The 23,709-nt window shown below is 44.5% G+C and carries 18 protein-coding genes and 3 tRNA genes; 16 read left to right on the top strand and 5 right to left on the bottom strand.

The features are described from left to right. The 5 genes from AB5213_RS10475 (at position 1) to AB5213_RS10495 (ending at position 3,535) form a co-directional block, all read left to right on the top strand. Positions 1–74, top strand: a tRNA-Pro gene (locus tag AB5213_RS10475). A 65-nt stretch (positions 75–139) separates the two neighbouring features. Then, positions 140–210 (top strand) — tRNA-Gln (locus tag AB5213_RS10480). Positions 211–272: 62 nt separating this feature from the next. After that, a tRNA-Pro gene (locus tag AB5213_RS10485) sits at positions 273–346 on the top strand. 212 nt (positions 347–558) lie between these two features. Next, a complete protein-coding gene (locus AB5213_RS10490) occupies positions 559–2,235 on the top strand; it encodes a M3 family oligoendopeptidase (protein ID WP_368276669.1) in 1,677 nt (558 codons plus the stop codon). Positions 2,236–2,569: 334 nt separating this feature from the next. After that, a complete protein-coding gene (locus tag AB5213_RS10495; protein ID WP_368276670.1) occupies positions 2,570–3,535 on the top strand; it encodes a carbohydrate kinase in 966 nt (321 codons plus the stop codon). Positions 3,536–3,620: 85 nt separating this feature from the next. On the opposite strand, the gene AB5213_RS10500 is transcribed toward AB5213_RS10495, so the two are convergent. Then, the gene (locus AB5213_RS10500; protein ID WP_368276671.1) at positions 3,621–4,184 is read right to left on the bottom strand and encodes a hypothetical protein; all 564 of its coding nucleotides are present in this window, start codon (positions 4,182–4,184) and stop codon (positions 3,621–3,623) included. Between the two features lie 536 nt (positions 4,185–4,720). Here AB5213_RS10500 and AB5213_RS10505 point away from each other — a divergent pair. From AB5213_RS10505 to gatB, 6 genes are all read left to right on the top strand, one after another. Further along, on the top strand, positions 4,721–5,989 hold the full coding sequence (locus tag AB5213_RS10505; protein ID WP_368276672.1) for a chloride channel protein: 1,269 nt from the start codon (positions 4,721–4,723) through the stop codon (positions 5,987–5,989). Positions 5,990–6,461: 472 nt separating this feature from the next. Beyond that, a complete protein-coding gene (gene aspS, locus AB5213_RS10510) occupies positions 6,462–7,793 on the top strand; it encodes an aspartate--tRNA(Asn) ligase (protein WP_022220804.1) in 1,332 nt (443 codons plus the stop codon). Between the two features lie 64 nt (positions 7,794–7,857). Next, positions 7,858–9,003: a hypothetical protein gene (locus AB5213_RS10515; protein WP_368276673.1), complete on the top strand. Its 1,146-nt coding sequence runs from the start codon at positions 7,858–7,860 to the stop codon at positions 9,001–9,003. A 14-nt stretch (positions 9,004–9,017) separates the two neighbouring features. Continuing rightward, entirely contained in the window at positions 9,018–9,311 is a 294-nt protein-coding gene (gatC, locus tag AB5213_RS10520; RefSeq protein WP_008373126.1) for an Asp-tRNA(Asn)/Glu-tRNA(Gln) amidotransferase subunit GatC, read from the top strand. Between the two features lie 14 nt (positions 9,312–9,325). Then, positions 9,326–10,816, top strand: coding sequence for an Asp-tRNA(Asn)/Glu-tRNA(Gln) amidotransferase subunit GatA (gatA, locus tag AB5213_RS10525; RefSeq protein ID WP_215634167.1), 1,491 nt, complete (start codon positions 9,326–9,328; stop codon positions 10,814–10,816). Continuing rightward, positions 10,817–12,250: an Asp-tRNA(Asn)/Glu-tRNA(Gln) amidotransferase subunit GatB gene (gene gatB, locus AB5213_RS10530; RefSeq protein WP_215634168.1), complete on the top strand. Its 1,434-nt coding sequence runs from the start codon at positions 10,817–10,819 to the stop codon at positions 12,248–12,250. 83 nt (positions 12,251–12,333) lie between these two features. Here the strand turns inward: gatB and AB5213_RS10535 are convergent, their stop codons facing one another. The 4 genes from AB5213_RS10535 to AB5213_RS10550 form a co-directional block, all read right to left on the bottom strand. Further along, entirely contained in the window at positions 12,334–13,065 is a 732-nt protein-coding gene (locus AB5213_RS10535) for a phosphate ABC transporter ATP-binding protein (RefSeq protein WP_117557126.1), read from the bottom strand. A 1-nt stretch (position 13,066) separates the two neighbouring features. Then, positions 13,067–13,900, bottom strand: a complete 834-nt coding sequence (locus tag AB5213_RS10540) for a PstA family ABC transporter permease (RefSeq protein ID WP_195255926.1) — start codon at positions 13,898–13,900, stop codon at positions 13,067–13,069. Continuing rightward, positions 13,890–14,765, bottom strand: coding sequence for a phosphate ABC transporter permease subunit PstC (pstC, locus tag AB5213_RS10545; RefSeq protein WP_215634169.1), 876 nt, complete (start codon positions 14,763–14,765; stop codon positions 13,890–13,892). The genes AB5213_RS10540 and pstC overlap by 11 nt, the downstream gene beginning before the upstream one ends. 137 nt (positions 14,766–14,902) lie before the next feature. Then, the gene (locus AB5213_RS10550; RefSeq protein ID WP_368276674.1) at positions 14,903–15,841 is read right to left on the bottom strand and encodes a phosphate ABC transporter substrate-binding protein; all 939 of its coding nucleotides are present in this window, start codon (positions 15,839–15,841) and stop codon (positions 14,903–14,905) included. A 276-nt stretch (positions 15,842–16,117) separates the two neighbouring features. Between AB5213_RS10550 and AB5213_RS10555 the strand changes: the two genes are divergently transcribed. The 5 genes from AB5213_RS10555 (at position 16,118) to AB5213_RS10575 (ending at position 23,619) form a co-directional block, all read left to right on the top strand. Then, the gene (locus AB5213_RS10555; RefSeq protein WP_349096104.1) at positions 16,118–18,826 is read left to right on the top strand and encodes a DEAD/DEAH box helicase; all 2,709 of its coding nucleotides are present in this window, start codon (positions 16,118–16,120) and stop codon (positions 18,824–18,826) included. After that, positions 18,747–20,600 (top strand): ATP-dependent helicase, encoded by a 1,854-nt coding sequence (locus AB5213_RS10560; RefSeq protein WP_252198795.1) that lies wholly within the window; start codon positions 18,747–18,749, stop codon positions 20,598–20,600. The genes AB5213_RS10555 and AB5213_RS10560 overlap by 80 nt, the downstream gene beginning before the upstream one ends. A gap of 203 nt (positions 20,601–20,803) precedes the next feature. Continuing rightward, positions 20,804–21,499 (top strand): DUF5058 family protein, encoded by a 696-nt coding sequence (locus AB5213_RS10565; protein ID WP_173690429.1) that lies wholly within the window; start codon positions 20,804–20,806, stop codon positions 21,497–21,499. Positions 21,500–21,512: 13 nt separating this feature from the next. Beyond that, entirely contained in the window at positions 21,513–22,211 is a 699-nt protein-coding gene (locus AB5213_RS10570; protein WP_173690430.1) for a hypothetical protein, read from the top strand. A 37-nt stretch (positions 22,212–22,248) separates the two neighbouring features. Then, positions 22,249–23,619, top strand: a complete 1,371-nt coding sequence (locus AB5213_RS10575; protein ID WP_349096105.1) for an amidohydrolase — start codon at positions 22,249–22,251, stop codon at positions 23,617–23,619. The last annotated feature ends 90 nt before the right edge of the window (positions 23,620–23,709 follow it).

Raw genomic sequence — 23,709 nt, forward strand, 5'->3', positions numbered from 1 at the left:
CGGAGTGTGGCTCAGTTTGGTAGAGCGCTACGTTCGGGACGTAGAGGTCGCAGGTTCAAATCCTGTCACTCCGATTTGGTTTTCTGAAAATTTATAATGTTTTGTTCATTTCGATGGACAGATATTAACAGATGATTGATGCGGATTGGTGTAATGGCAGCACAGCAGACTCTGACTCTGTTAGTAGAGGTTCGAGTCCTCTATCCGTAGTTTTTAATTGAATAAGAATTTAAGTTGGATATTCCGTTTGGAATATCCAATATATTTATTATCGGAGTGTGGCTCAGTTTGGTAGAGCGCTACGTTCGGGACGTAGAGGTCGCAGGTTCAAATCCTGTCACTCCGATTTTTGTATGTTTGAAGATAAGAATCTCTTTTGATGCAGATGTGGATTGAAGAATCCGGCTGTGTCAGAAGAGATTTTTATTCTTTCGTAACATTGTACGAAAAGGTGATGGAATCACAGGATGAGTTGTGATAAAATCGGGATAGAGCTGCTTTTGGGGAAAAGAATATGATTCTGACAGGCAGAGGAAAAAGATTGGAAAGAAGGAAAAGATGATGGAAAAATTTTCAGAGATGAAATATGTACGTCCAGATGGGGAAGCGTATATCCGAACCATCCAGAAAGAAACAAAGAACTTTAACGAGGCTGCAGATTTTGAAGGCGCGCATCAGGCATTTGTCGCAATTCTGAATGCAAACAGCCACTTTAATACGACACGCGTCATAGCAAGTATCCGCAACAGCCAGGATACCAATGATGAATTCTATCGAAAAGAGATGGAATATATTTTCGAGATCGAGCCACAGATTGATATAGAAATGAAAAAATTCTATGAGAGTTATCTGAAGTCTCCTTACAGAACAGAGCTTGAAAAAGAGTTCGGAGAAGTTTATTCCAGACAGGCAGAGAACAAAGTCCGGCTTACCGATCCGTGTAATGCCGATCTGCAGATCCAGGAGAACAAACTGATCCAGAAATATTTCCAGGTCGCAGCAGCACCGGTTACAGATTTCCACGGAGAACAGCTAGGATTCTATGGTCTGTTAAAGATGATGGAAGATACCGACAGAAGCATCCGTAAAGAAGCTTTTGAAAAGTGGGCAGAGCTGTATAAAGCGATTTCGGATGAACTGGATTCCCTTTATACGGAACTAATCGGAATCCGTCAGCAGATGGCAAAGAACCTTGGATTTAATGGATATGCCGAGATGATGTATCAGAAGATGGAAAGATTTGAATACACGCCGGAAGATGTAGCAATATTCCGTAAGCAGATCAGGGAGCATATCGTACCGCTTTGTCAGAAACTTTATGAGGAACAGAAAGATAGACTTGGTATCGAAGAATTAAAATATTATGACGAAAGTCTTACCTATCCGGATGGAAATGCAGTTCCGGAGGGAACGGAAGAAGAACTTCTGGAAAAGGCGAGAACCATGTATCATGAACTTTCCAAAGAGACAGGAGAATTCTTTGATTTTATGATGGAATATTGTCTGTTTGATCTGGAAGGAAGACAGGGAAAACAGCAGGGTGGCTACTGTGACTTTATGGAAGAATATAAGGCACCGTTCATTTTTGCAAACTTTAATGGAACCAATGCAGATGTCAATGTCCTTACCCATGAAGCAGGACATGCCTTTGAAGCATACACAGCGTCACGCAATATTCCGGTATTATCGCAGACATTCAGTACCGCAGAGATCAGTGAGATCCATTCAATGGCGATGGAATATTTCACACTGCCGTGGATGCATCTGTTCTTCGGAGAAAATGCAGAAAAACAGAAAAAAGCATACCTGTGGGATTCGCTGGAAGCAATGCCATACATGGCATGCGTAGATGAATTCCAGCACCGTGTATACGCTGAAAATCTGACCGATGCAATGGAAAGAAGAAAAGTATGGCACGAACTGGAAAAAATCTATCTCCCATGGAGAGATTATGATGGCAATGAATTCCTGGGACAGGGCGGATTCTGGATGCAGAAACAGCACCTATTCATGTGCCCGTTCTATTATATTGATTACGCCGTATCCCGTGTAGGAGCCCTCGAATACTACGGAAAAATGCAGGAAGACCTGGAAGGCGCATGGAAAGATTACTACGCCCTCTGCAGCCAGGGCGGAAGCAAAGGCTACCACGAACTCCTCAGAATCGGAAACTTAAGCGACCCATTCAAAGAAGGAACCATCTACAACGTTCTGAAAAAATTGAACCTGATTTAAGCGAAAGAAAACTGAAAAAACATGATATCGATTACATAATCTTATTGCATGTACTGGAAGGACAAGGTATAATTTGCTTATAAGAGTATGGGATCGAAGATTATTATCGATAACCTTGATGGACGAATTACGCAAAAGAACTGTTTCAAATTCTAATTTTGTGCAATGGAGATGAAACTCAAAAATCGTGGAAGCCTCTGCTGAACACGATTTTCGTCCTAAGAGGTTCATCGGAATGGTTTGCACAACTGAATTTGAAACAGTTCTTTTGTGTAATTCGTCTTCACAGCCTATAACTTCGCATCCAAGAGGATTATAAAGAGAGGAATCGAATATGGAAAAGATTTATGACGTAACCGCCTTAGGCGAACTGCTAATTGATTTTACAGAAAATGGAACAAGTGCACAGGGCAATCCGCTTCTGGAAGCCAATCCGGGAGGCGCACCATGCAACGTACTCGCCATGCTTGAAAAGCTTGGGAAAAAGACCGCATTTATCGGAAAAGTCGGAAAAGATATGTTCGGAGAACAGCTAAAAACTGCAGTCGAAGAAGTTGGAATTGATACACGGAATCTGGTAATGGATGAAGAAGTACATACCACACTTGCGTTCGTACATACTTATCCGGACGGTGACAGAGATTTCTCTTTCTACCGGAATCCGGGAGCAGATATGATGCTGAAAAAAGAAGAAGTGGACGAAGATCTGATCCGCGGGGCAAAGATTTTCCATTTCGGAACACTTTCCTCTACCCATGAAGGCGTGCGAGAAGCAACCAGATATGCGATTGATGTGGCAAAAGAAGCAGGATGTATCGTAAGTTTTGACCCGAACCTCCGCCCGCCACTCTGGAAATCACTGGATGAGGCGAAAGTCGAGATCGAATACGGACTTTCCAAATGTGACATCCTGAAAATTTCAGATAATGAAGTGGAATTTTTGTTCGGAACCACGGACTATGATGAGGGAGCAAGACTGATCCGTGAAAAATATCAGATTCCGCTGGTACTCATTACCCTTGGAAAAGACGGAAGCCGTGCATATTATAAAGATTTCCGGGTAGAAGTTCCGGGCTTTGTCCAGGAGCATACGATCGAGACGACCGGCGCCGGAGATACGTTCTGTGCCAATTCCCTGAATTATATTCTGGAGCATGGAATGGAAGAGCTGACTGAAGAAAATTTAAAAGAGCTTCTCACATTTGCAAATGCGGCAGCATCCCTGATCACAACAAGAAAAGGGGCACTTCGGGTTATGCCGACCAGAGAAGAAATCAAGAACTTTATCCAGAATGTATAAAAAAGGAATCTGTTGTAAGACAGAAGAGAAGAACCTCTGCTTGACATCTTGTCCGGCAGAGGTTCTTATGTGCATGTTATAATATTTATTTTTTCTTATTCCAGACATGGATGCCTGCAAGGATTCCACCAATATACAGGATACTGATGAGTACCGTCGGATTCTCATGCAGACTGTATACTACAGCCACAATTGCAGCAAGGATTACTGTCAGCATAAAGGCATTCATAATCCGTTTTTCGCGGATGTTGCGTTCTTGCACCTGGAGCTCATGACGCTTTTCTTCAAGCTTCAGATACTCAAGAAGCTGGTCATCCGGAATTTTTTCCAGGATATATTTTTCACGCAGATAGTTCAGTTCTTTTGCTGTATGGAAAATGTGGTGGTGGAAACTTTTCTTTTCTCCGGTAAACGGATCTTTTTCGGAATCGTCAGAAGATTTGAAATCTTCCGATGAAAAATCCGTGTAAGTATTCTTTTTTTCCTCAGATGAAATGGTTTCTGCTTCAGGGGAATCTGGTTCCGGAGCTGGAGCTTCTTTGGGTTGTACATCAGTGGCTGTATGGATGTCTTCGGATTCGGAAACCGGTTCTGTAGAAAGCTTTGGATCAGAATCGGCAGATTCTGAGAAAGCTAAAATTTCAGACATATCTTAACCTCCTTCGATCATGAAAATGATCGATTTTCTTTTCTTATAGAATACCAGTTTCGTATAAAAATTTCAATCGACAGCGAGAAGGAAATGTCTGCTGAGGATTATAAGAAAATCTCATTTGGCTTTCGTCCGGATATTATTTTTATTGATTGCGCCTGTCGGACAGCCTGAAGACAGTTACGCTTGCAGATATGATCCGGGATTATCATATGCAGCTAGAAAAAGAGAAATAATCTTTGTCAGTTGGAATTGTCAAAAAAAGAAAAATTTTCTATAATAAAAAGTGGAATAAGGATGTGTATACAGCATTTTTTATTTAACAGGAAATTCTGAAGGAACTTCCTGTTAAATAAAAGGCACCGTGTGCCGGAGATGTGCACTCGCGCGAAGATGAAGGATGTCGCAAGCGGTCTACGCTCCGCTTCGGTCGTTGCTTAACGAGCGCCACTGGCGCTCAGCAACGCGCTCGGCGCGAGAATGTGCCAGGGCACATTCTTTTTTTAAGAAAATAAGAGTACGAGGAACAAAGGATGAATGAAAAATTAAAAGAAATGAGAGAAGCATGGAAAAATCTGTATGGTTCATTGTTCAAATGGATCGTTTTGTCCGGGGTAATCGGAAGTCTCATCGGACTGATCGCCAGCGGATTTTCCTATGCGATTGTATGGGTGACTTCGTTTAGACAGGCAAATCCGATGATCATTCTTGGGCTACCGCTAGGAGGTCTTTTGATCGTCTGGCTGTACAAAATTACCGGGCAGGAGAAGAACTCCGGAACGAACCTGGTTCTGACGGTAGTCCGGTCGGATGAGGAAGAGGTTCCGGGATGGGTGACACCACTGATCCTGATATCGACAGCGATCACACATCTGTTTGGAGGATCTTCCGGACGAGAGGGTGCAGCGCTTCAGTTTGGAGCAAGTGTAGGAAATGTATGTGCGAAATATCTGCATTTGAATGAGAGTGACAAGAAGATCATCATTCTGGCAAGTATGAGTGCCGCATTTTCAGCACTTTTCGGGACACCGATGGCGGCGGTTGTATTTCCAATGGAAGTGATCAGTGTTGGTGTGATGTATTATGCCGCGCTGGTGCCATGTGTATTTTCTGCATTTGCCGCACAGGGGATTGCGCTGCTTCTGAAAGTGAGGACCGTTACTCCGCCGTATTTGGTAGAATCGGTTCCGGATTTTTACAGTGTGGATTCGATCAAAGCGATCATTCTGGCAATTGCGTGTGCGCTTGCCGGAGCACTGTTCTGTATTGTGCTGCATAAGGGGGAACATTATCTGAAGAAATGGTTTCCGAATCCGTATGTGCGTGTGGTTGCAGGGGCAGCAGGAGTGATCATTTTGTATTTTGCACTCAGAACGGATGCCTATCTGGGGCTTGGAACAGGTGTGATCCAGGCAAGCTTTAAAGAGACGGCAGGACCACAGATGTTCCTTCAGAAAATGCTGTTTACGGTACTGACGCTCTGCGCCGGATTCAAGGGTGGGGAGATCGTACCGTCACTGTTTATCGGGGCGACACTTGGTTCTTTTATGTCTACGATCCTTGCAGCACCGACAGATATCTGTGCAGCATGTGGAATGGTTGGTGTCTTTTGTGCAGTTACAAACAGTCCGATCACGTCTCTTTTGATTGCAGCAGAGTTGTTTGGATTTAACGGGATGCCGTTTTACTGTATTGTGGTTGCGGTAAGCTATCTGCTTTCCGGATATTACAGCTTATATAAGGAACAGAAAATTGTTTATTCCAAAACAGAGAATAAATACGTGGATAAACATACGAAATAATCAAAAAACAAAAAGAAACAAAGTAAATTGATGATTTTAAAGCAAAAAAGCTGACAATTAACGAGAAAAAATTAAAAAATAGAAGAAAATACTTGAAAAAGTAAAGAACGTGTGCTAGTATCTAAAAATAATTTAGTAAAGCAAAGCGATGAAAGAGACTCTTGCTTCTGGAACTTGACAGGAATACGGCGTCACCGACTGAGAGCGCTGTTTGAGGAATGAGGCGAAGGGAACACTCTGGAGCAGATTATCTGAATGGAAAGCACAGGTGCTTTAGTAGGGTAATACGGTTCATGCACGTTACGTATGTAAGAGAGGAATCCTAAAGGATTCAATGCGGGTGGTACCGCGGATCATCAGATTATCCGTCCCGGAATACGAAAAAGTATTCCGGGGCTTTTTTTATGCATATCAAAACCAATCCGGAATACGAAGTTGACAAAAGCAAAACATATTTTAGGAGGATTGTGACATGGAATTTATGACAGGTGTAAAAGAAAAAGAAACGCTGGAACTTAGTGAATTACTGGAAGAGGGAAGACTTGGAGAAGAAGTGAAGGTAAATGGAGCCGTTCATACAATTCGTGACATGGGAACAGTCGCTTTCGTGATTCTGAGAAAACGGGAAGGTCTGGTCCAGTGTGTATACGAAGAAGGCGTTACAAAATTTAACTTGAAAGATTTAAGAGAAGCCGCTACAGTAGAAGTAACAGGAAAACTGACCGAATCAGAGAAGGCACCGAACGGAATTGAAATCCGTCTGAGTGAGATAAAAGTACTCAGTATGCCAAAAGACAGCCTTCCACTTGCTGTTTCAAAGTGGAAACTGAACACTTCCCTGGAAGCGAAGCTGAACTATCGTTCCATTTCTCTTCGGAACGTAAGGGAAAGAGCGAAGTTTAAAATTCAGGAAGGAATCGTAAGAGGATTCAGAGAGTTCCTGTATAAAGAAGGTTTTACAGAAATTCATACCCCGAAGATCGGAGCAAAAGGAGCAGAAGGAGGATCTAACCTCTTCCGACTGGATTATTTCCATCGTCCGGCAGTGCTGGAACAGAGTCCACAGCTGTACAAACAGATGATGGTTGGTGTTTTTGACAGAGTATTTGAGACAGGACCGGTATTCAGAGCAGAAAAACACAACACCAAGCGTCATCTGAACGAATATACCAGTCTGGATTTTGAAATGGGTTATATCGACAGTTTTGAAGATATCATGGCGATGGAAACGGGCTTCCTTCAGTATACGATGGAGCTTCTGAAAAAGGATTATGCGAAGGAACTTAAAATCCTGGACGTGACACTTCCGGATGTCTCTAAAATTCCGGCAATTCGTTTTGATGAGGCAAAGCAGAAGGTTTCAGAAAAGTATGGACGTAAGATCCGCAATCCATTTGATCTGGAACCCGAGGAAGAGCATCTGATCGGACAGTACGCAAAAGAGGAATGGGATTCTGATTTTGTATTTGTAACCTACTATCCGTCAAAGAAGCGTCCGTTCTATGCAATGGACGATCCACAGGATGAGAAATTCACACTCAGCTTTGACCTTTTGTTCCGTGGACTTGAGATCACGACCGGAGGACAGAGAATCCATGACTACGACATGCTGATGGAAAAGCTTGCAAAGCGGGGAATGACGGAAGAAGGACTGGAGACCTATCTGGATACATTCAAACATGGTATGCCGCCGCATGGAGGTCTTGGAATCGGAATGGAACGTCTGACAATGCAGCTTCTTGGTGAAGATAACGTCCGTGAGACAACCCTCTTCCCGAGAGATTTAAGCAGACTTACTCCGTAGAGACGAAGCTCCCTGGCTGGCAGGTAAAAAAGGAAGCTGACAAGAGGCAGCGGGGGAGGTCAAAATGAGACGAAGATGTTCCTTATGTGGAGGAAAATTAAACGGAAATATCTGCACAGAGTGTGGGCTTGACAATTCAAAGAATGACGATCAGTATGTGACACTTGAAAATTCCGGTCATGAAGAATCGCTGACACATATACATACGGAAGCGGAAAAGCCGTATGAAGGAAAGACCATGACTCGGGAAAATGTGCGTAAGGCGAAGAATGCAGATAAAAATGCAAAGAAAGCAGCTGCAAAAAAGGCGTCAAAGAATGCGGCAGCAAATGCGAGCTACAATACCGCAGACACAAGCTACAGCCAGACAGGAAACCAGAGTTACAGTTATACATCATCTTCAATGCGACAAAGCAGCAGACCGGTAAAAAAGAAAAGGAAGCTTGGAAAGTTTCTGATCGGCTTTGTGATCATTGCAGCATTTGCAGGTGAGCTTGGCGGAACGATCAGCGATGAAGTTCAGCATTATTTTGATGACTATACTCATGATGACAGTGACAGCTACACCGAGGAAGATCCATACAGTGATTTGCAGGAAGTGATGCCGGAAGAAGGAGAACTTTATGAAGCAGACCTGACAGCCGGAATTTATAAAGGCGGTGTACATCTTCCGCAGGGAACCTATACACTGACCTGCAAAAGTGGAAGTGGTCAGGTAGAGCTGACAGACAGCAAAAATAATATCTGGGTGCAGTACAATTTTGGTGATGACTACGATAATACGGAAGAAGAAGTCAGTGACTTTGAAGTATTTCCGGGATGTTATGTGATAGTAGAGGATACACTGGAGCTTCACATGACAGCAGAGAATGCACAGATGAATCTGACAGCAATTGCAAATCCGCTTACAGAATCGAAAACCGTATCGGATAAATTTACAGTAGGAAAAGACGTACCTGCAGGTGTCTATGATGTGAAATGTGTGGAAGGTTTTGGGATTTTTGATTATGACGTGACAGTAAGTGCCGGATACGAAAACTATATGGGAATGCTGATCGGTAATGAAGAGTCGGGATTTCCACAGGAGCTGAAAAATATTGTCCTGATCGATGGAACAGAAGTTGATCTGGAAGGACTTACAGTAGAACTTACACCGAGTGAGTGGATTGAATCGGAGGAGTACGAAAGCTTTTACGATAATTATTATTAGAAAGGACGAGTACAATGGCAAACAAGATTTCGGATGAAACAATCGAATACGTTGGAATCCTGGCAAAGCTGGAGCTTTCTGACGAAGAAAAAGAGCAGGCAAAGAAAGATATGGAAACCATGCTTGATTATATTGATACCCTGAATGAACTGGATACAGAAGGAATTGAACCGATGTCACATGTATTTCCGGTAAATAATGTATTCCGTGAGGATGTAGTGACAAATGGAGACAATCACGAAGCAATGCTGGCAAATGCGCCGCAGCAGAAAGAACAGAGCTACAAAGTACCTAGAACATTCGCATAGGAGGAAATCGAAAGATGGATTTGAAAGGTCTTACTGCCGTTGAACTTGGGAAAAAGATTCAGGCAAAAGAAGTTACAGTAAAAGAAGCAGTGGAAGCCTGCTTCGCACAGATTGATAAAGTAGAAAAAGAAGTCAACAGTTTTGTATCACTTCAAAAAGAAGCTGCCTTAAAAAGAGCGGAAGAAGTGCAGAAGCTGATCGATGACGGAACACTGACCGGACCGCTTGCAGGAGTACCGGTTGCAATCAAGGATAACATGTGTACGGAAGGTGTGACGACCACCTGCAGTTCAAAAATTCTGAGTAATTTTGTACCGACATTTTCAGCAGAAGCAGTTCTGAATCTGGAAAAAGCAGGTGCAGTTGTGATCGGAAAGACTAATATGGATGAATTCGCGATGGGAAGCACGACTGAGACTTCTTATTATGGAGAGACAAAGAATCCGTGGAATCTGGAGCATGTACCGGGTGGATCTTCCGGTGGCTCCTGTGCGGCAGTTGCGGCTCTGGAAGTACCATATGCTCTTGGATCTGACACCGGCGGATCGATCCGTCAGCCAAGTTCTTACTGCGGAATCGTTGGAATCAAGCCAACCTACGGAACGGTATCCCGTTATGGACTGATCGCTTACGGATCATCTCTTGACCAGATCGGACCGGTTGCAAGGGACGTAACCGACTGTGCGACGGTTCTTGAGACCATCGCATCCCATGATGTAAAAGACAGCACTTCGGTAGAACGCCAGGACACGGATTTTACAAGTGCGTTGGTAAACGATGTAAAAGGGATGAAGATCGGTATTCCAAAAGATTATTTTGGAGAAGGTCTGGACGAAGAAGTGAAAAAACCGATTCTGGAAGCCGCAGAGGTTCTGAAAAATGCAGGAGCTGAGATTGAAGAATTTGATCTTGGACTTGTAAAATATGCGATTCCGGCTTATTATGTCATCGCATCAGCAGAGGCAAGCTCCAACCTGTCCCGATTTGACGGTGTGAAATACGGATACCGCACAAAGGATTATGAAGAGCTTCACCAGATGTACAAAAAGACCCGCTCCGAGGGCTTCGGACCGGAAGTAAAGCGCCGTATCATGCTTGGGTCTTTCGTACTCAGTTCCGGATATTATGATGCTTATTATCTGAAAGCACTCCGTACAAAAGCACTGATTAAAAAGGCATTTGACAGTGCATTTGCAAAATATGATATGATCCTGGCGCCGGCAGCACCGACGACAGCACCGAAGCTTGGAGCTTCCTTAAGTGATCCGATCAAAATGTATCTGGGCGACATTTATACGATTTCCGTCAACCTGGCAGGACTTCCGGGGATCAGTATTCCGGTTGGACGGGATGCGAAAGGACTTCCGGTTGGAATGCAGCTCATCGGAGACTGCTTCCAGGAGAAGAAGCTTTTTCAGGCAGCTTATACCTATGAGTGCCTGACAGAGAAAAAATGGGTATCTATGTACGACAAAACAGAAGCAGCCGGAAAGGGGGAAGCATAGATGTCAAAGCAGTATGAAATCGTAATCGGTCTGGAGGTTCACGTAGAACTTGCAACAAAGACAAAAATTTTCTGTGGATGCAGTACCGCATTCGGGGGCGCACCGAATACACATACCTGCCCGGTATGTACCGGTATGCCGGGCTCCCTTCCGGTATTAAATAAAAAAGTAGTAGAATATGCGATGGCAGTAGGACTTGCGACAAACTGTAAGATCACACAGGTGTGCAAATTCGATCGTAAGAATTATTTCTATCCGGATAACCCGCAGAACTATCAGATTTCACAGCTCTATCTGCCAATTGCGAGAGACGGCTATGTAGAGATTGAAGTCGGAGAGCAGAAGAAAAAAGTCCGGATCCATGAGATGCATATGGAAGAGGATGCCGGAAAGCTGATCCATGATGAGTGGGAGGACTGCTCTTTAGTAGATTATAACCGAAGTGGGGTTCCGCTGATCGAGATTGTATCGGAGCCGGATATGCGTTCGGCAGATGAAGTCATTGCTTATCTGGAAAAATTGCGTATGATCTGCCAGTATCTGGGAGCATCGGACTGTAAGCTTCAGGAAGGATCCATGCGAGCAGACGTCAATCTTTCGGTTCGTGAAGTAGGTGCTTCTGAGTTTGGAACACGTACTGAGATGAAGAACCTGAACTCCTTTAAAGCGATTACACATGCGATCGAGGGAGAGAGACAGAGACAGATCGAACTCATCGAAGAAGGAAAGAAAGTTATTCAGGAAACCAGAAGATGGGATGATAATAAAGAATATTCTTATGCGATGCGTTCCAAAGAGGATGCGCAGGACTATCGCTATTTCCCGGAACCGGATCTGGTGCCGATCGTGATCAGTGATGAATGGATCCAGAAGATCAAAGACCAACAGCCGGAGCTGAGAAGTGAAAAACTTGCACGTTATGAGAAAGATTATGATATTCCACGTTATGATGCGGAGCTCATTACCGGAACGAAGAAGATGGCAGATCTCTTTGAGGCGACCTGTGCAATCTGCAACAAGCCGAAAAAGGTGTCCAACTGGCTGATGGTAGAAACCATGCGTCTGTTAAATGAAAACGGACAGGAGCCGGCAGATATTAAATTTTCACCGGAGAACCTTGCAAAACTGATCGAACTTGCAGACGCGGGAACCATCAACAGTTCTGTAGCAAAAGAGGTATTTGAAAAGGTATTTGCAGAGGATGTGGATCCGGAAAAATATGTAGAGGATCACGGACTGAAGACCGTCAACGATGAAGGTGCACTCCGCACACTTGCGGAAGAAGTGATTGCAAAGAATCCAAAGGCAGTGGAAGATTTCAAGGGTGGAAAAGAAAAAGCACTTGGCGCACTGGTTGGACAGATCATGAAGGCAATGAAAGGAAAAGCAAATCCGGGTATGGTTAATGAACTGCTCAGAGAGATGCTGAAATAAAAATCAGACTGACAGAAATCCTTTGCGGAATAAATAAAAAAAACGAGTAAATGTCATGTGAAAAGACATTTGCTCGTTTTTTATTACATATACTGTATCTGCTCTTTCGCCGGTTCCGATGCCGGATTTTCAAAGAATTTCTCTTTTTCCGTCACTTCCAGTACTTCTCCATGATCCATGAAGATCACCTGATCGGCAATTCGCTTTGCCTGAGCCAGATTATGTGTGACGATGACGAAAGTATACTGGTTTTTCAACTCCAAAAGCGTTTCTTCGATTGCAATTGTATTCTTCATATCCAGTGCGGAGCACGGCTCGTCAAGGAGCAGGATCTCCGGACCGGCACAGAGGCTTCGTGCGATAGCAAGACGCTGCTTCTGACCGCCGGATAATTTGAGGGCGGATTTTTTCAGTTGATCTTTGACCTCATCGTAGAGTTTTGCTTTCTGCAGAGACTCTGTAATTTTCTCAGCAATCTCTTTCTTATTACGGACACCGTGGTATTTCAGTACATAAGACAGATTCTTTTCGATACTGTGCGGGAAAGCGATCGGCTGTTGGAAAACCATGCCAACACGCCTTCTGAGTTTTTCTTTCGGAAGAGATTTGATGTCGGTTCCTTCTAAAGTAATTGTTCCTGAGAGATAGCCGCCTTCTTCTTCTACCATCCGGTTCAGGGTTTTCAGAAAAGTTGTTTTTCCGCAGCCGGACTGACCAACGATGGCTGTAATCTGTCCTTTCGGGATCGTCAGGCTGATTCCGTGAAGAATTTCGTGTTTTCCAAATCCACATTTTAGATTTTCTATATTCAGCATATCAATTGTCCTTTCGTAGATAGGTGATAAATTTACATATTAACTGGATGATGAGCAGGAAGAGCATCAGTACAAATGCGGTTCCATAAGCATAATCCAGAGAAAATCCGTTGTTCACAAGGATATACAGGTGATATGGAAGTGACATGAACGGATCGGAGAGAGAATGCGGAACATCTGCCTGCATGACAGCTCCGGTGTATAAAATCGGTGCAACGGCACCCATACCGTATGCCATTCCAAGCGCAACGGTTCCGAGAAGCTCTACAAAGCAGACCGGAAGGATCAGTTTCCGGAGAGCATACTCACGGGAAAGTCCGAGACTTAGGGAGTTCTTCATATATTCACGTCCCTTCTCTTCCAGAATCTTTTCTGCTCGGATTGCAACAAAAGGAATGATCATTGCTGCAACACACAGTGCCGAACACAGAAGGCTGCGGTTAAGTCCAAAACGGTAGATCAGAAGCGTATATCCAACCAGCCCGAACAGGATCGAAGGGATTCCGGAAAGTCCGGTGATCGCCATATTTACAAGGACGGAAAATCGTTTTCCGGTGCTGTAAAATACAAGATAAATGGCAGCGCCGATACCAAGGATACCGCCGATCAGTGCGGAAAGTGCGCCAAGGTAAATGGAACCCATCAGTGCCGGATAGATACCGCCTGCAGTTCCAAGTGGAACACCGGCAGGCTTGTCCAGAAGGAAGGACAAGCTAAATACTTTTTTCCCTTTCCAGAAGACATAAAGGAAAAGGAAGAGTGTAACAACGATCACGCAAAGTCCGAGTATACTGAGAATCAGGCGTGTGAAAAATTTCTGCAGTTTAGTTCTCATGGGTGGCAAGCCTCCTTTTCAGAAGATAGCTGATACCGAGTACGATGAAAAGAATCACAAGCAGCACAGCGTTTGCAACGTAAAGTACGGAGAGGTGAAGGCTTCCGTATTCAATACTTCCCATTTCCAGTGCGGTGAGGGCAGGAAGTGTCTGACCACGTCCAAGGAGTTTGGGATAAATCGGGGAATTACCGATTACCATCATGACGGCCATTGTCTCGCCAAGTGCGCGGCCGAATGCCATCATGGCACCTGCAATGATTCCCGGCCGGATTGCCGGAAGAATAAAATGCAGCAGGGTAAATTCTCTGGAGAATCCAAGTGTGATCGCACTGAACTCGTAAGTCTTTCGTGCAGTCTGTAAAGATTCATGACAGGTGGAAATAACGAATGGTAAAAGCATGATCCCCAGCACGATCCCGGCTGCCAGGATACATTGACCGGCTGCCATATGGAGGTGGGTGGCAAAGGCTTTTACAAGAACCGTAAGTCCGATAAATCCGAAGATGACGGACGGGATTCCTGCAACCAGATCGATGAACGCAAGGAATATGGATGCCACCTTTTTCGGAAGGTAATAGTCCAGAAAGCAGGCACAGGCAACGCCGAAGATGAGTGCGAGGACAACTGCGATCGCTGAGACATAAAGGGTACCGGCAATCGCAGGTAAAAGTCCGTACTGCGGTTTCTGACTGACAGGGCGCCATTCAGTGGTAGGCAGGAATATTTTGATTCCAAGCTGTGAAATGGCAGGAATACTTTCCTTCACAATATGGATCATCATGACTGCCATCAGTGCCGTTACGAGAAAGGCAGCCAGATAAATGATTCCTTTGCTGAATTTATCTGAAAGTTTCTTAAACATAGTAAATCCTTTCTAGGTATGATGCAGGACAGACAGCGCTGTCCGGATACAAATCAAAATTGACACCTGGGATTAACCAGCGACATATAGCAAGAAAAAGGGGTGTGTCTTTGCACACCCCCTTCAATATCGGAAGATTATTTCATAGGAATGAATCCCATATCTTCTACAGTTTTCTGTCCTTCATCACCAAGAACGTAATCAAGGAAAGCCTGCTGTACATCTGTCGGATCACCAGAACCTACAAGAAGAAGTGGTCTCTGGATGATGTAAGATCCATCAAGAATGTTTTCTTTTGTTGCAGCAACACCGTTTACTTTCAGTGGAGTTACTTTTCCTTCATTCTGGTTAGCAACACCAAATGAAGCATATCCGATTGCGTACTGGTTATCAATGATATCCTGAACAAGTTCACCCATAGAAGAAGCCTGGATCGCATCCGCTTTTACTTCTGTGTCACCCATGATATTCTTCTGGAATACTTCGTGAGCTCCACCATTGATATCACGTGTAATAACAACAACTTCTTCGTCAGGAAGAGATGAGTCAAGATCTTTCCATGTAGCATATTCGCCGGAGAAAAGTCCTACGATCTGTTCCGTTGTAAGGTTATCAAGAACATTATTTACTGGATTAGCCGGGTTTACTGCGATCGTCAGAGCATCGATACCAACCTGGTATTCTTTCTCAACTTTGATTGCTTCTTTTTCTTCATCCTTTACGCTTCTTGCAACCATACCAAATGTTGCAGTTCCATCGATAACGGCTTTGGTTCCCTGTCCGGATCCGCCTGCTGAAACGTAGATTGCGATATCTTCTTTTGGAAGAGATGAATCATATGCATCCCATGTTCCATAAGTATCAAAGAAAGTAGTAGCCATAGAAGTGATAACCGGTGCTAAAGTAGAAGACCCGTTAAATAAGATCTGGTTACTTTCTGTATCGGCAGAAGCTTCTGTCTTTGCACCCTCTTCTTTTTTGCTATCAGCAGAATCTGACTTGCTGCTTCCGCATCCTACTGCCATAGATGATACCATAGCAAGTGTAAGAGCGATTGATAAAAATCTCTTTTTCATTGTATGTATTCCTCCCTGAATAAAATTTACATATCCAAAATATAAATTTAACATTCTTTTAATAAAATGTATGTTGCATGGACAACATTTTTTATAGATAATTTACATGAATGATATAGAATATATCTATACACTAAATATCTATGGAAGGAATGGGAAAGCCATGCTATACTGTACATACGAATATGTGTTTGGTTTTTATTCTACGGGAACTTCCTGTGAAATAAAAGGTATTGCGTGCTACAGGTGCACATTTTTTAAATTATGGAGGAATTCATGACGGAAGAAATTAAAAAGCTGATCATTTATACAAGAAAAATGAAGAAAAGGGAGCTGTTGTACCGGGACTACCCGGAGGAGTTCCGGGAAGAAATCCGGGGATATCTGGAAAGCAACCATATTTCCAGACTCTATGCACATCAGGTTGAGATGTTTGAGAAGGTCAGAGCCGGAGAAAATGTGGTTATTACGACTTCGACGGCAAGTGGAAAGACGCTTGCCTTTTTGCTCCCGGTATTGCAGAAAATTCTGGAAGACCCGCTGACACGTGCGATTTTTATTTACCCGACCAAGGCACTGGCAAGTGACCAGTACCGCGCGATGCAGTCGATTTTGAAATTTTTCGGAGAGGGAAGAGTTTCAGCAGGCGTGTACGATGGAGATACCAAACCTGCCGAGCGGACAAGGATCCGCAAGAGTGCAAATATTATCCTGACCAATCCGGAGATGCTGAACTCGGCATTCCTTCCGAATCACAGCAATTACGGGTTTGACGCGATTTTTGCAAATTTACGATATGTAGTGATCGATGAGCTTCATTCTTACCGCGGTGCTTTCGGAGCACATCTGGCAAATATTTTCCGGAGAATGCACCGGATTTGCCGGTATTACCATTCGAATCCGCATTTTCTGTGCAGTTCCGCGACGATCGCCAATCCGGTAGAGCTTGCCGAAAAGATCTGTGGAAGCGGATTTACGCTGATTGACCGGGATGGATCGCCGGCACCGGAGAAGGAATACTGTATTATCCAGCCGCCGGAGGTCAAGGGGAATAATGACAAAGTATACGGAAGGATTGCGGCGTCAACCGTGGCAGCCGGACTGATACCGGAGCTGGTGGAAGAGGATCATCATTTTATTACCTTTGGACGATCCAGAAGAAATGTAGAAGTTATTCTAAAAGAAGCAAAGGATAAATTAGATGCTGCCGGATTTCTTGGAATGGTGCGGGTGGGCGGCAAGAATCCGGCAGATCTGATCGCAGGATACCGTGGCGGTTATACCCCGCTGGAGCGAAAAGAGATTGAGCGGAAGATGACGGAGGGAGAACTGACCGGGCTGGTATCGACGAATGCACTGGAGCTTGGGATCGACATCGGAAAGCTGGATGCAACTGTGATCGTCGGTTATCCGGGGACAAGGGCGTCCTTCTGGCAACAGAGTGGACGTGCCGGACGAAGCGGCAGTGCCTGTGTCAATTATCTGATCCTGGAAAATGAACCGTTTGACCAGTACATTGCCATCGATCCGGAATGGCTGTTCTCAAGAGAAAGTGAAAATGCGATCGTGGATCCGGACAATCTTCTGATCGAGCTTGCACATCTGCGCGCAGCGGCTGCTGAGATGCCACTTTCACTGGATGATATTGCGCTTTTTCCGGATCTTGGAGAAATGATCCCGGTACTTTTAAGCGCCGGAGAAGTAAAAAGCCTTGCCGGAAGATTTGCCTGGGCGGGACCTGCATTTCCGGCAGGGGATTACAGCCTGCGTAATATGGACAAGACCAGGTTCAAGCTGCTCGCGCAGGAGGACGGACATGAGATCACGGAGATGGACGAATCCCAGGCATACCATGAGATCCATCCGGGTGCTGTATATATGCATGATGGTGCATCCTATGAGATCACGAAGATGGATCTGGTCAGCCGGACAGCTTACGCCATTCCGTTTACAGGGGATTATTATACGGTACCGGCAGGACAGGAAGAGACGCGTATCCTGCATGTATTTCAGGAGGACGCGTATCAGAGGACGGAAATCCGTTTTGGAGATATCAATGTAAACGAAATCATTGCCATGTACAAGAAACTGCAGTTCCATAACCATCAGAATCTGGGCTATGTGACGCTGACACAGCCGCTTCAGAAGAATTATGGCACGGAAAGCACCTGGCTTACGATGCCGGAGAATGTTGTCAGAGTCTACCGGAGTCTTCTTTTGCCAAATCGGATGGGAGAGCTGGTGCTGAACAATCATTTTGACGGAATGCAGTATGCGATCAAGAATGCGGTAATGATGGTGACGATGACGGAGCGGGATGATATTGATGTGACCATGTCCAACAATGCGACCATTCCGGATGAGTTCCGGGAGGAAAAGGTGTCCCTCTTCATTTATGACAAATATGAGGGGGGACTTGGTTATTCGGAGAAGATCTATGATCTGGTTCCGGAAATTCTGGAAAGTGCGATTAAAATGGTCAGCGGCTGTCCGTGTGAGGATGGCTGTCCGGCATGCGTAGGTGACTACAATCTGGATAAGAAGACGGTTCTGTGGGGACTTGATAATCTTCTGGAAGAGAGCGAACCACCGGTTTATCTGAAGAAAAATATCAAAGAGCCACAGCCTGTGATCCGGAAAGAATTTTCTTTCTTCAATCTGCCGGATGAGTGGGAGAAGGTCTGTTATGCCGTGGTCAAAAATGGCGAGGCAGGCGGGCAGTTCCTGAAGACCATTAAAAAAGTCAGTACAGAAGGACACAAGCTGATCCTGACGATGGAAAATGAATTTTATGCAAAATGGCTGATGGAGCCGGATAACCTCCAAAGTCTGACCAATACCTTACGGTATCATGTGATCTGTCCGGCGGATATGCAGATCCGGGTACGGTATGAAGCAAAAATGGATGAGCAGGAGAAAAAAGAACGACAGAAGAAGAGAGACCGTTTGCAAAGGCGATATGATGAACAGCTTGGAAATGAATAATATAGAAGAAATAAAAACTTTAAATCCTTACCAGCAGGAGGCGGTGCTGGATGAAAGCCCGGCATGTCTGGTAAATGCAAATGTAGGGAGCGGAAAGACAACAGTGCTGATCGAGAAAGTGCGGCATCTGCATGAGAAAAAGCAGGTTTCGTATGAGAAAATGGCAGTGCTTACCTTTACCAACAAGGCGGCAGATGAGATCGCAGAACGTCTATCCAGAAAAGAAGCAGAGCTTACGGAAGAAGAACTGTGGGGATTTGGAACCTTTCATAGTGTTGCCTTAAGGATTCTGCGAAGATTTCTTCCGGAAAAGGCAGAAGACGGAACAAAATTGGAAGAATGGAACCGGGAATTTACCGTTATCACACCGGAAGATGAAATGGAAATGGTGCTTGCCATCGCAAAAGAAGGCGGTTATAAGATCAAATACCAGAACCGTCTGAAAAAGCGGATGGAAGAGGATTACGCGGCATATCGGAAAGGAAGAACACAGGGAAAATACAAAGATGATCTGTTTCAGATTTTTCCGCTTCTTGAGAAGGCAAAAAGACAGCAGAATAAAATGTCCTTTGCAGATCTTCTGGAAGAAGGAACGCAGGTGGCAAAAGAGCAGGAAGAGGTGCTGGATCTTAAGTGGATCATTGTCGATGAGGTACAGGACAGTGACGAAAAACAGCTGAAATTTCTGGAGGCGTTAAAAGGCACACAGACCCACTTTTTTGCGGTAGGGGATCCGAATCAGGTGATCTACAGCTGGAGAGGAACCGGACCGAATATGTTCTTCCTGATCAAGCACAGATTTGGCGCAAAAGAACTGACTCTGCCGGTTAACTACCGGTCCGATGAAGTGATCCTGGAAGCGGCGAACCGTTTTCTTCAGTTTGGAGGAAAGATTGAGGGAAGTGGCGAAAGAGGGGAGAAGATTCTGGTAAGGAATCATTATGATCCATTTATCGAGGCAGAGTATCTGACAGAGCGGATCCGTGAGCTTCATGAGCAGGGACTTCCTTACCGGGAGATTGCGGTTTTCTACCGGGTGCAGAAGCAGGCAGAGATTCTGGAAAAAGTATTTGAAAGAGCAGAACTTCCTTATGTTCTTCCGACAAAACAGAAAGAGGATGAGGATCCGGTTCCGGAAAGACCTCATATGATCCGGGAGTATGTTGCAGAAGGGAAACTGAATGCGGTTTCGGGCGAACATACGATGGAAAAAGCGGCAGATACAGAACGACAGACGGAGGAAGAAGACGCAGTTCATCTTATGACACTGCACGCCTCAAAAGGTCTGGAATTTGACTATGTATTCATCATCGGAATGAATCAGGGACTGATCCCGCTTCGCTGCAAAAGCATAGAACAGGAAGAAGAGGAGCGCCGTCTGTTCTTCGTAGGACTGACCCGTGCAAGGAAGAATCTGGAACTTTCCTATTATACAAATCCGACGATCCCGGGGACATATGAAACACCAAGCAATTATCTGCGGATGCTGCCGGAGGAGCTGCTCGACTGGGAAGAAAAGCCGGGAAGTGAGTCGCGGAAAGCGAATCTGCAGAAACTGCGGAAAGATACGCGGGAGCTGATCAGGGAGAAAAAGCAGGAGGAAGAAGAACAGAAAGAAACACGGAAGCCAGAGCGAAAAGGCAGACATCCGAAGTACGGGGAAGGGGAGATTATTTCTGAGGACGAGATGATGATCGAACTGGAATTTCCGGGATATGGAAAAAAACAATTTCTGAAAGCATTTGGCGAAGTGGAAGTTTTGAAAGGCTTATAGAAAATGGCAATACAAATTGTTTGCTGAAAGAATTTATCAATAAAATATTTTTTCATGAAAGGGCATATGGGAGTGAATTTTTTTCACCTCTATATGCCTTTTAAAAGAAAAGTGAATATTTATTCATAGAATTATCGCGATAATTTTATTATAATTTCAATAAATTTTATGAATATTTTATTTATTTTTAAGGAGGTAGCAATATGGATGCTATGAAAATCGCCAACAGTATACCGATGTGGATCGCCTGTGGAATCCCGGTAATACTCGTTATCGCACAGGCCCTGATCTTTGCAAAAAAATCTTATTCGGCAGGAAAGAAGATCGGACTTACAGAAAAGCAGATGAAGAACGCAATCAAGAGCAGCGCGATCACTTCCATTGGACCATCTATTGTAATCTTAAGTGGAATGCTTTCCCTTCTGATCACTGTTGGAGGACCGATGGCGTGGATGAGACTTTCCCTGATCGGTTCTGTTATGTTTGAATCTATCGCAGCAGGTTTTGGTACTGCATCAGTTGGTGTACAGCTTGGAGCAGATACACTGACACCACTGGCACTTGATATGGCAGTATGGACCATGATCCTTGGATCAATCGGATGGATCATTTTTGCAACTATTTCTGCAAACCGTATGGACAAGGTACAGCATAAAATTTCAGGTGGAGATCCGGCAAAACTGATGGCAATTTCAAGTGCGGCTATCATTGGTGCATTTAGTTCAATGTCATCTTCTCATCTGATCAAGCTGAATAAAAACTCAGTTGCCTGCGTACTTGGAGCTGTATTTATGGCAATACTTTTAACCATTTCAGAAAAAAAGAATATCAAGTGGCTGAAAGAATGGAATCTTACGATTTCAATTCTGGCAGCAATGATCATCACAGCCGTGATTTAAAGGAGGAGCGAACATGGAAAAAAAAGATTTTTATGAAGGCGAATATATGCCGCAGATGCATAAGATTGGTAAACTTACCGGATTGCTTGGAGCTGTATTATCTTTCCTGCCGGCACTTGTACTGGCAGTTGTGTACGGACTTCTTCCAAAACCTGCTGCACTTGCCACCGCATTTATTTCTGCAGCAAGTGCATTCGGATTCCTCTGGATTGTAGAACCGATTTCTTACTTTACCGTACTTGGTCCGGTAGGTACATACATGGCATTTTTGTCAGGAAATATTTCCAATATGCGAGTTCCTTGTGCCGGTATGGCTCAGGTCGCAGCTGACGTTGAACCAGGAACAGAAAAAGGTTCGATCGTTTCAGTAATCGGTATGGCGACATCCATCGTCATCAACGTATCTGTGCTGACGATCGGAGTTATCCTCGGAAGCTCTGTACTTTCAGCAATGCCGGCAAGTGTGATAGAGGCATTGAATTATCTGCTTCCGGCACTGTTTGGTGCCCTGCTTATGCAGTTTGGACTGAAAAGAATCAAATTTGCAGGTGGTATGCTTGCATTTGCAATTCTCATCGGTATTGCAATCAACGCAGGTCTTTTCAACTGGCTTCCGGGAGCAGCAAACTATCTGACAACTCTTGCAAGTGTATTTGTAGCAATCGGTGTAACACTTGCAACTTATGGAAAGAAAAAAGAAGCCGGAAAGTAAGAATAGTGTATAATTGGATGGAAAAGGAGAGGTAGATATGACGAAAAAAGAGATGCTTGGGCAGATGGAGGAACTTAGGTCTACCTGCGTGGACATCTGCACTAATTTATGGAATAATCCTGAGAGTGGCGGGAATGAGCAGAAGTCAGCGGATATGATCCGTGAGCTTCTTCATCATGAAGGATTTGTGATTGTAAATGAAGAACATCTTCCACATGCGTTTTATGCAGAATATGGAAGTGGCAAACCGGTGATCGCTGTTCTTGGAGAATATGATGCACTTCCGGGACTTTCCCAGAAATGCCAGATCACGAAAGAGCCGGTAACACCGGGAGCAGCAGGACATGGATGTGGACATAACCTTCTGGGCGCAGGGGCTGTGACAGGAGCGATCATGATCAAACGGTTTCTTGAGCAGGAAGGAATTCCGGGAACCTTAAGATTCTATGGATGCCCGGAAGAAGAATTGCTAAGTGGAAAAGTAAAAATGGCATATTATCATATGTTTGACGGATGCGATATGGCACTGAGCTGGCACCCGATGTCTGCAAACATGATTTATGATGAAGGATATCTGGCGAGTGCATCTGCGAAGTTTTATTTCAAAGGAAAAACTTCACATGCAGCATTTGCGCCGGAAAGAGGTCGGAGTGCGCTTGACGCAGTGGAACTTATGAGTGTAGGCGCCAACTATTTAAGAGAGCATGTAGTTGACAAGGCAAGAATCCACTATACTACAGACAGTGGCGGATTTTCACCGAATATCGTGCCGGATAAAGCAAGTGCATGGTATTTTACAAGGGCTCCGCACATCAGCGATGTAAAAGACATTCTCCGCAGACTGACACTTGTGGCAAAAGGTGCTGCAATGATGACAGAGACGGAGGTTGAGACCAAAATTGAATATGGCTGCTGCGATATGGTCAGCGAAAAATCATTTGCAGATCTGACATGGAAGAATCTGCAGGAGGTCGGAACACCAACTTATACGGAAGAGGAAATGGAATTTGCAAGACAGTTGCAGGCTACCGTTGATCCGGCTATCAAAGACAGAGATCAGAGAATGTATGAAGCAAAAGAAAAGGCATTAGCAGATGGTGTTGTTCCCAGAAATGCCTGGGAAAAGGCACCGCTTACTGCTTCTTCAGACAGTGGAGATGTGAGCCAGATGATGCCGATGAACCTCTTTACTGCAGTTTGCTGGCCGGTTGGTGTTGCACCGCATACCTGGCAGAGCTGTGCATCTGCCGGAAGCACGATCGGACAGAAAGGTGCATTTTACGCAGCAAAAGTCATTGCAGCAACAGCATATGACCTGTATACACAGCCGGAACTGCGAAAAGAAATTCAGGACGAATTTGATGCGCAGGACAGAGAACCATATGCACCGATGTATGAGGGTGAATAAGAACAAGAAAAAGTAAAGAAAAAAGATCCCGGAGCCGTGAGGTTTCCGGGATTTTTATGAGGAAAAAAAGTAAGTGTGTGACTGGATTTG

The organism is Coprococcus sp. RTP21204st1_G4_RTP21204_210225 (assembly GCF_040915385.1).
Classification (GTDB): domain Bacteria; phylum Bacillota; class Clostridia; order Lachnospirales; family Lachnospiraceae; genus Allocoprococcus; species Allocoprococcus comes.

Bases quoted from the DNA above. Each gene is read 5' to 3' on its own strand.
- AB5213_RS10490 (WP_368276669.1), top strand. From the start codon at position 559: ATGATGGAAAAATTTTCAGAGATGAAATATGTACGTCCAGATGGGGAA.
- AB5213_RS10495 (WP_368276670.1), top strand. From the start codon at position 2,570: ATGGAAAAGATTTATGACGTAACCGCCTTAGGCGAACTGCTAATTGAT.
- AB5213_RS10500 (WP_368276671.1), bottom strand. From the start codon at position 4,184: ATGTCTGAAATTTTAGCTTTCTCAGAATCTGCCGATTCTGATCCAAAG.
- AB5213_RS10505 (WP_368276672.1), top strand. From the start codon at position 4,721: ATGAATGAAAAATTAAAAGAAATGAGAGAAGCATGGAAAAATCTGTAT.
- aspS (WP_022220804.1), top strand. From the start codon at position 6,462: ATGGAATTTATGACAGGTGTAAAAGAAAAAGAAACGCTGGAACTTAGT.
- AB5213_RS10515 (WP_368276673.1), top strand. From the start codon at position 7,858: ATGAGACGAAGATGTTCCTTATGTGGAGGAAAATTAAACGGAAATATC.
- gatC (WP_008373126.1), top strand. From the start codon at position 9,018: ATGGCAAACAAGATTTCGGATGAAACAATCGAATACGTTGGAATCCTG.
- gatA (WP_215634167.1), top strand. From the start codon at position 9,326: ATGGATTTGAAAGGTCTTACTGCCGTTGAACTTGGGAAAAAGATTCAG.
- gatB (WP_215634168.1), top strand. From the start codon at position 10,817: ATGTCAAAGCAGTATGAAATCGTAATCGGTCTGGAGGTTCACGTAGAA.
- AB5213_RS10535 (WP_117557126.1), bottom strand. From the start codon at position 13,065: ATGCTGAATATAGAAAATCTAAAATGTGGATTTGGAAAACACGAAATT.
- AB5213_RS10540 (WP_195255926.1), bottom strand. From the start codon at position 13,900: ATGAGAACTAAACTGCAGAAATTTTTCACACGCCTGATTCTCAGTATA.
- pstC (WP_215634169.1), bottom strand. From the start codon at position 14,765: ATGTTTAAGAAACTTTCAGATAAATTCAGCAAAGGAATCATTTATCTG.
- AB5213_RS10550 (WP_368276674.1), bottom strand. From the start codon at position 15,841: ATGAAAAAGAGATTTTTATCAATCGCTCTTACACTTGCTATGGTATCA.
- AB5213_RS10555 (WP_349096104.1), top strand. From the start codon at position 16,118: ATGACGGAAGAAATTAAAAAGCTGATCATTTATACAAGAAAAATGAAG.
- AB5213_RS10560 (WP_252198795.1), top strand. From the start codon at position 18,747: ATGAGCAGGAGAAAAAAGAACGACAGAAGAAGAGAGACCGTTTGCAAA.
- AB5213_RS10565 (WP_173690429.1), top strand. From the start codon at position 20,804: ATGGATGCTATGAAAATCGCCAACAGTATACCGATGTGGATCGCCTGT.
- AB5213_RS10570 (WP_173690430.1), top strand. From the start codon at position 21,513: ATGGAAAAAAAAGATTTTTATGAAGGCGAATATATGCCGCAGATGCAT.
- AB5213_RS10575 (WP_349096105.1), top strand. From the start codon at position 22,249: ATGACGAAAAAAGAGATGCTTGGGCAGATGGAGGAACTTAGGTCTACC.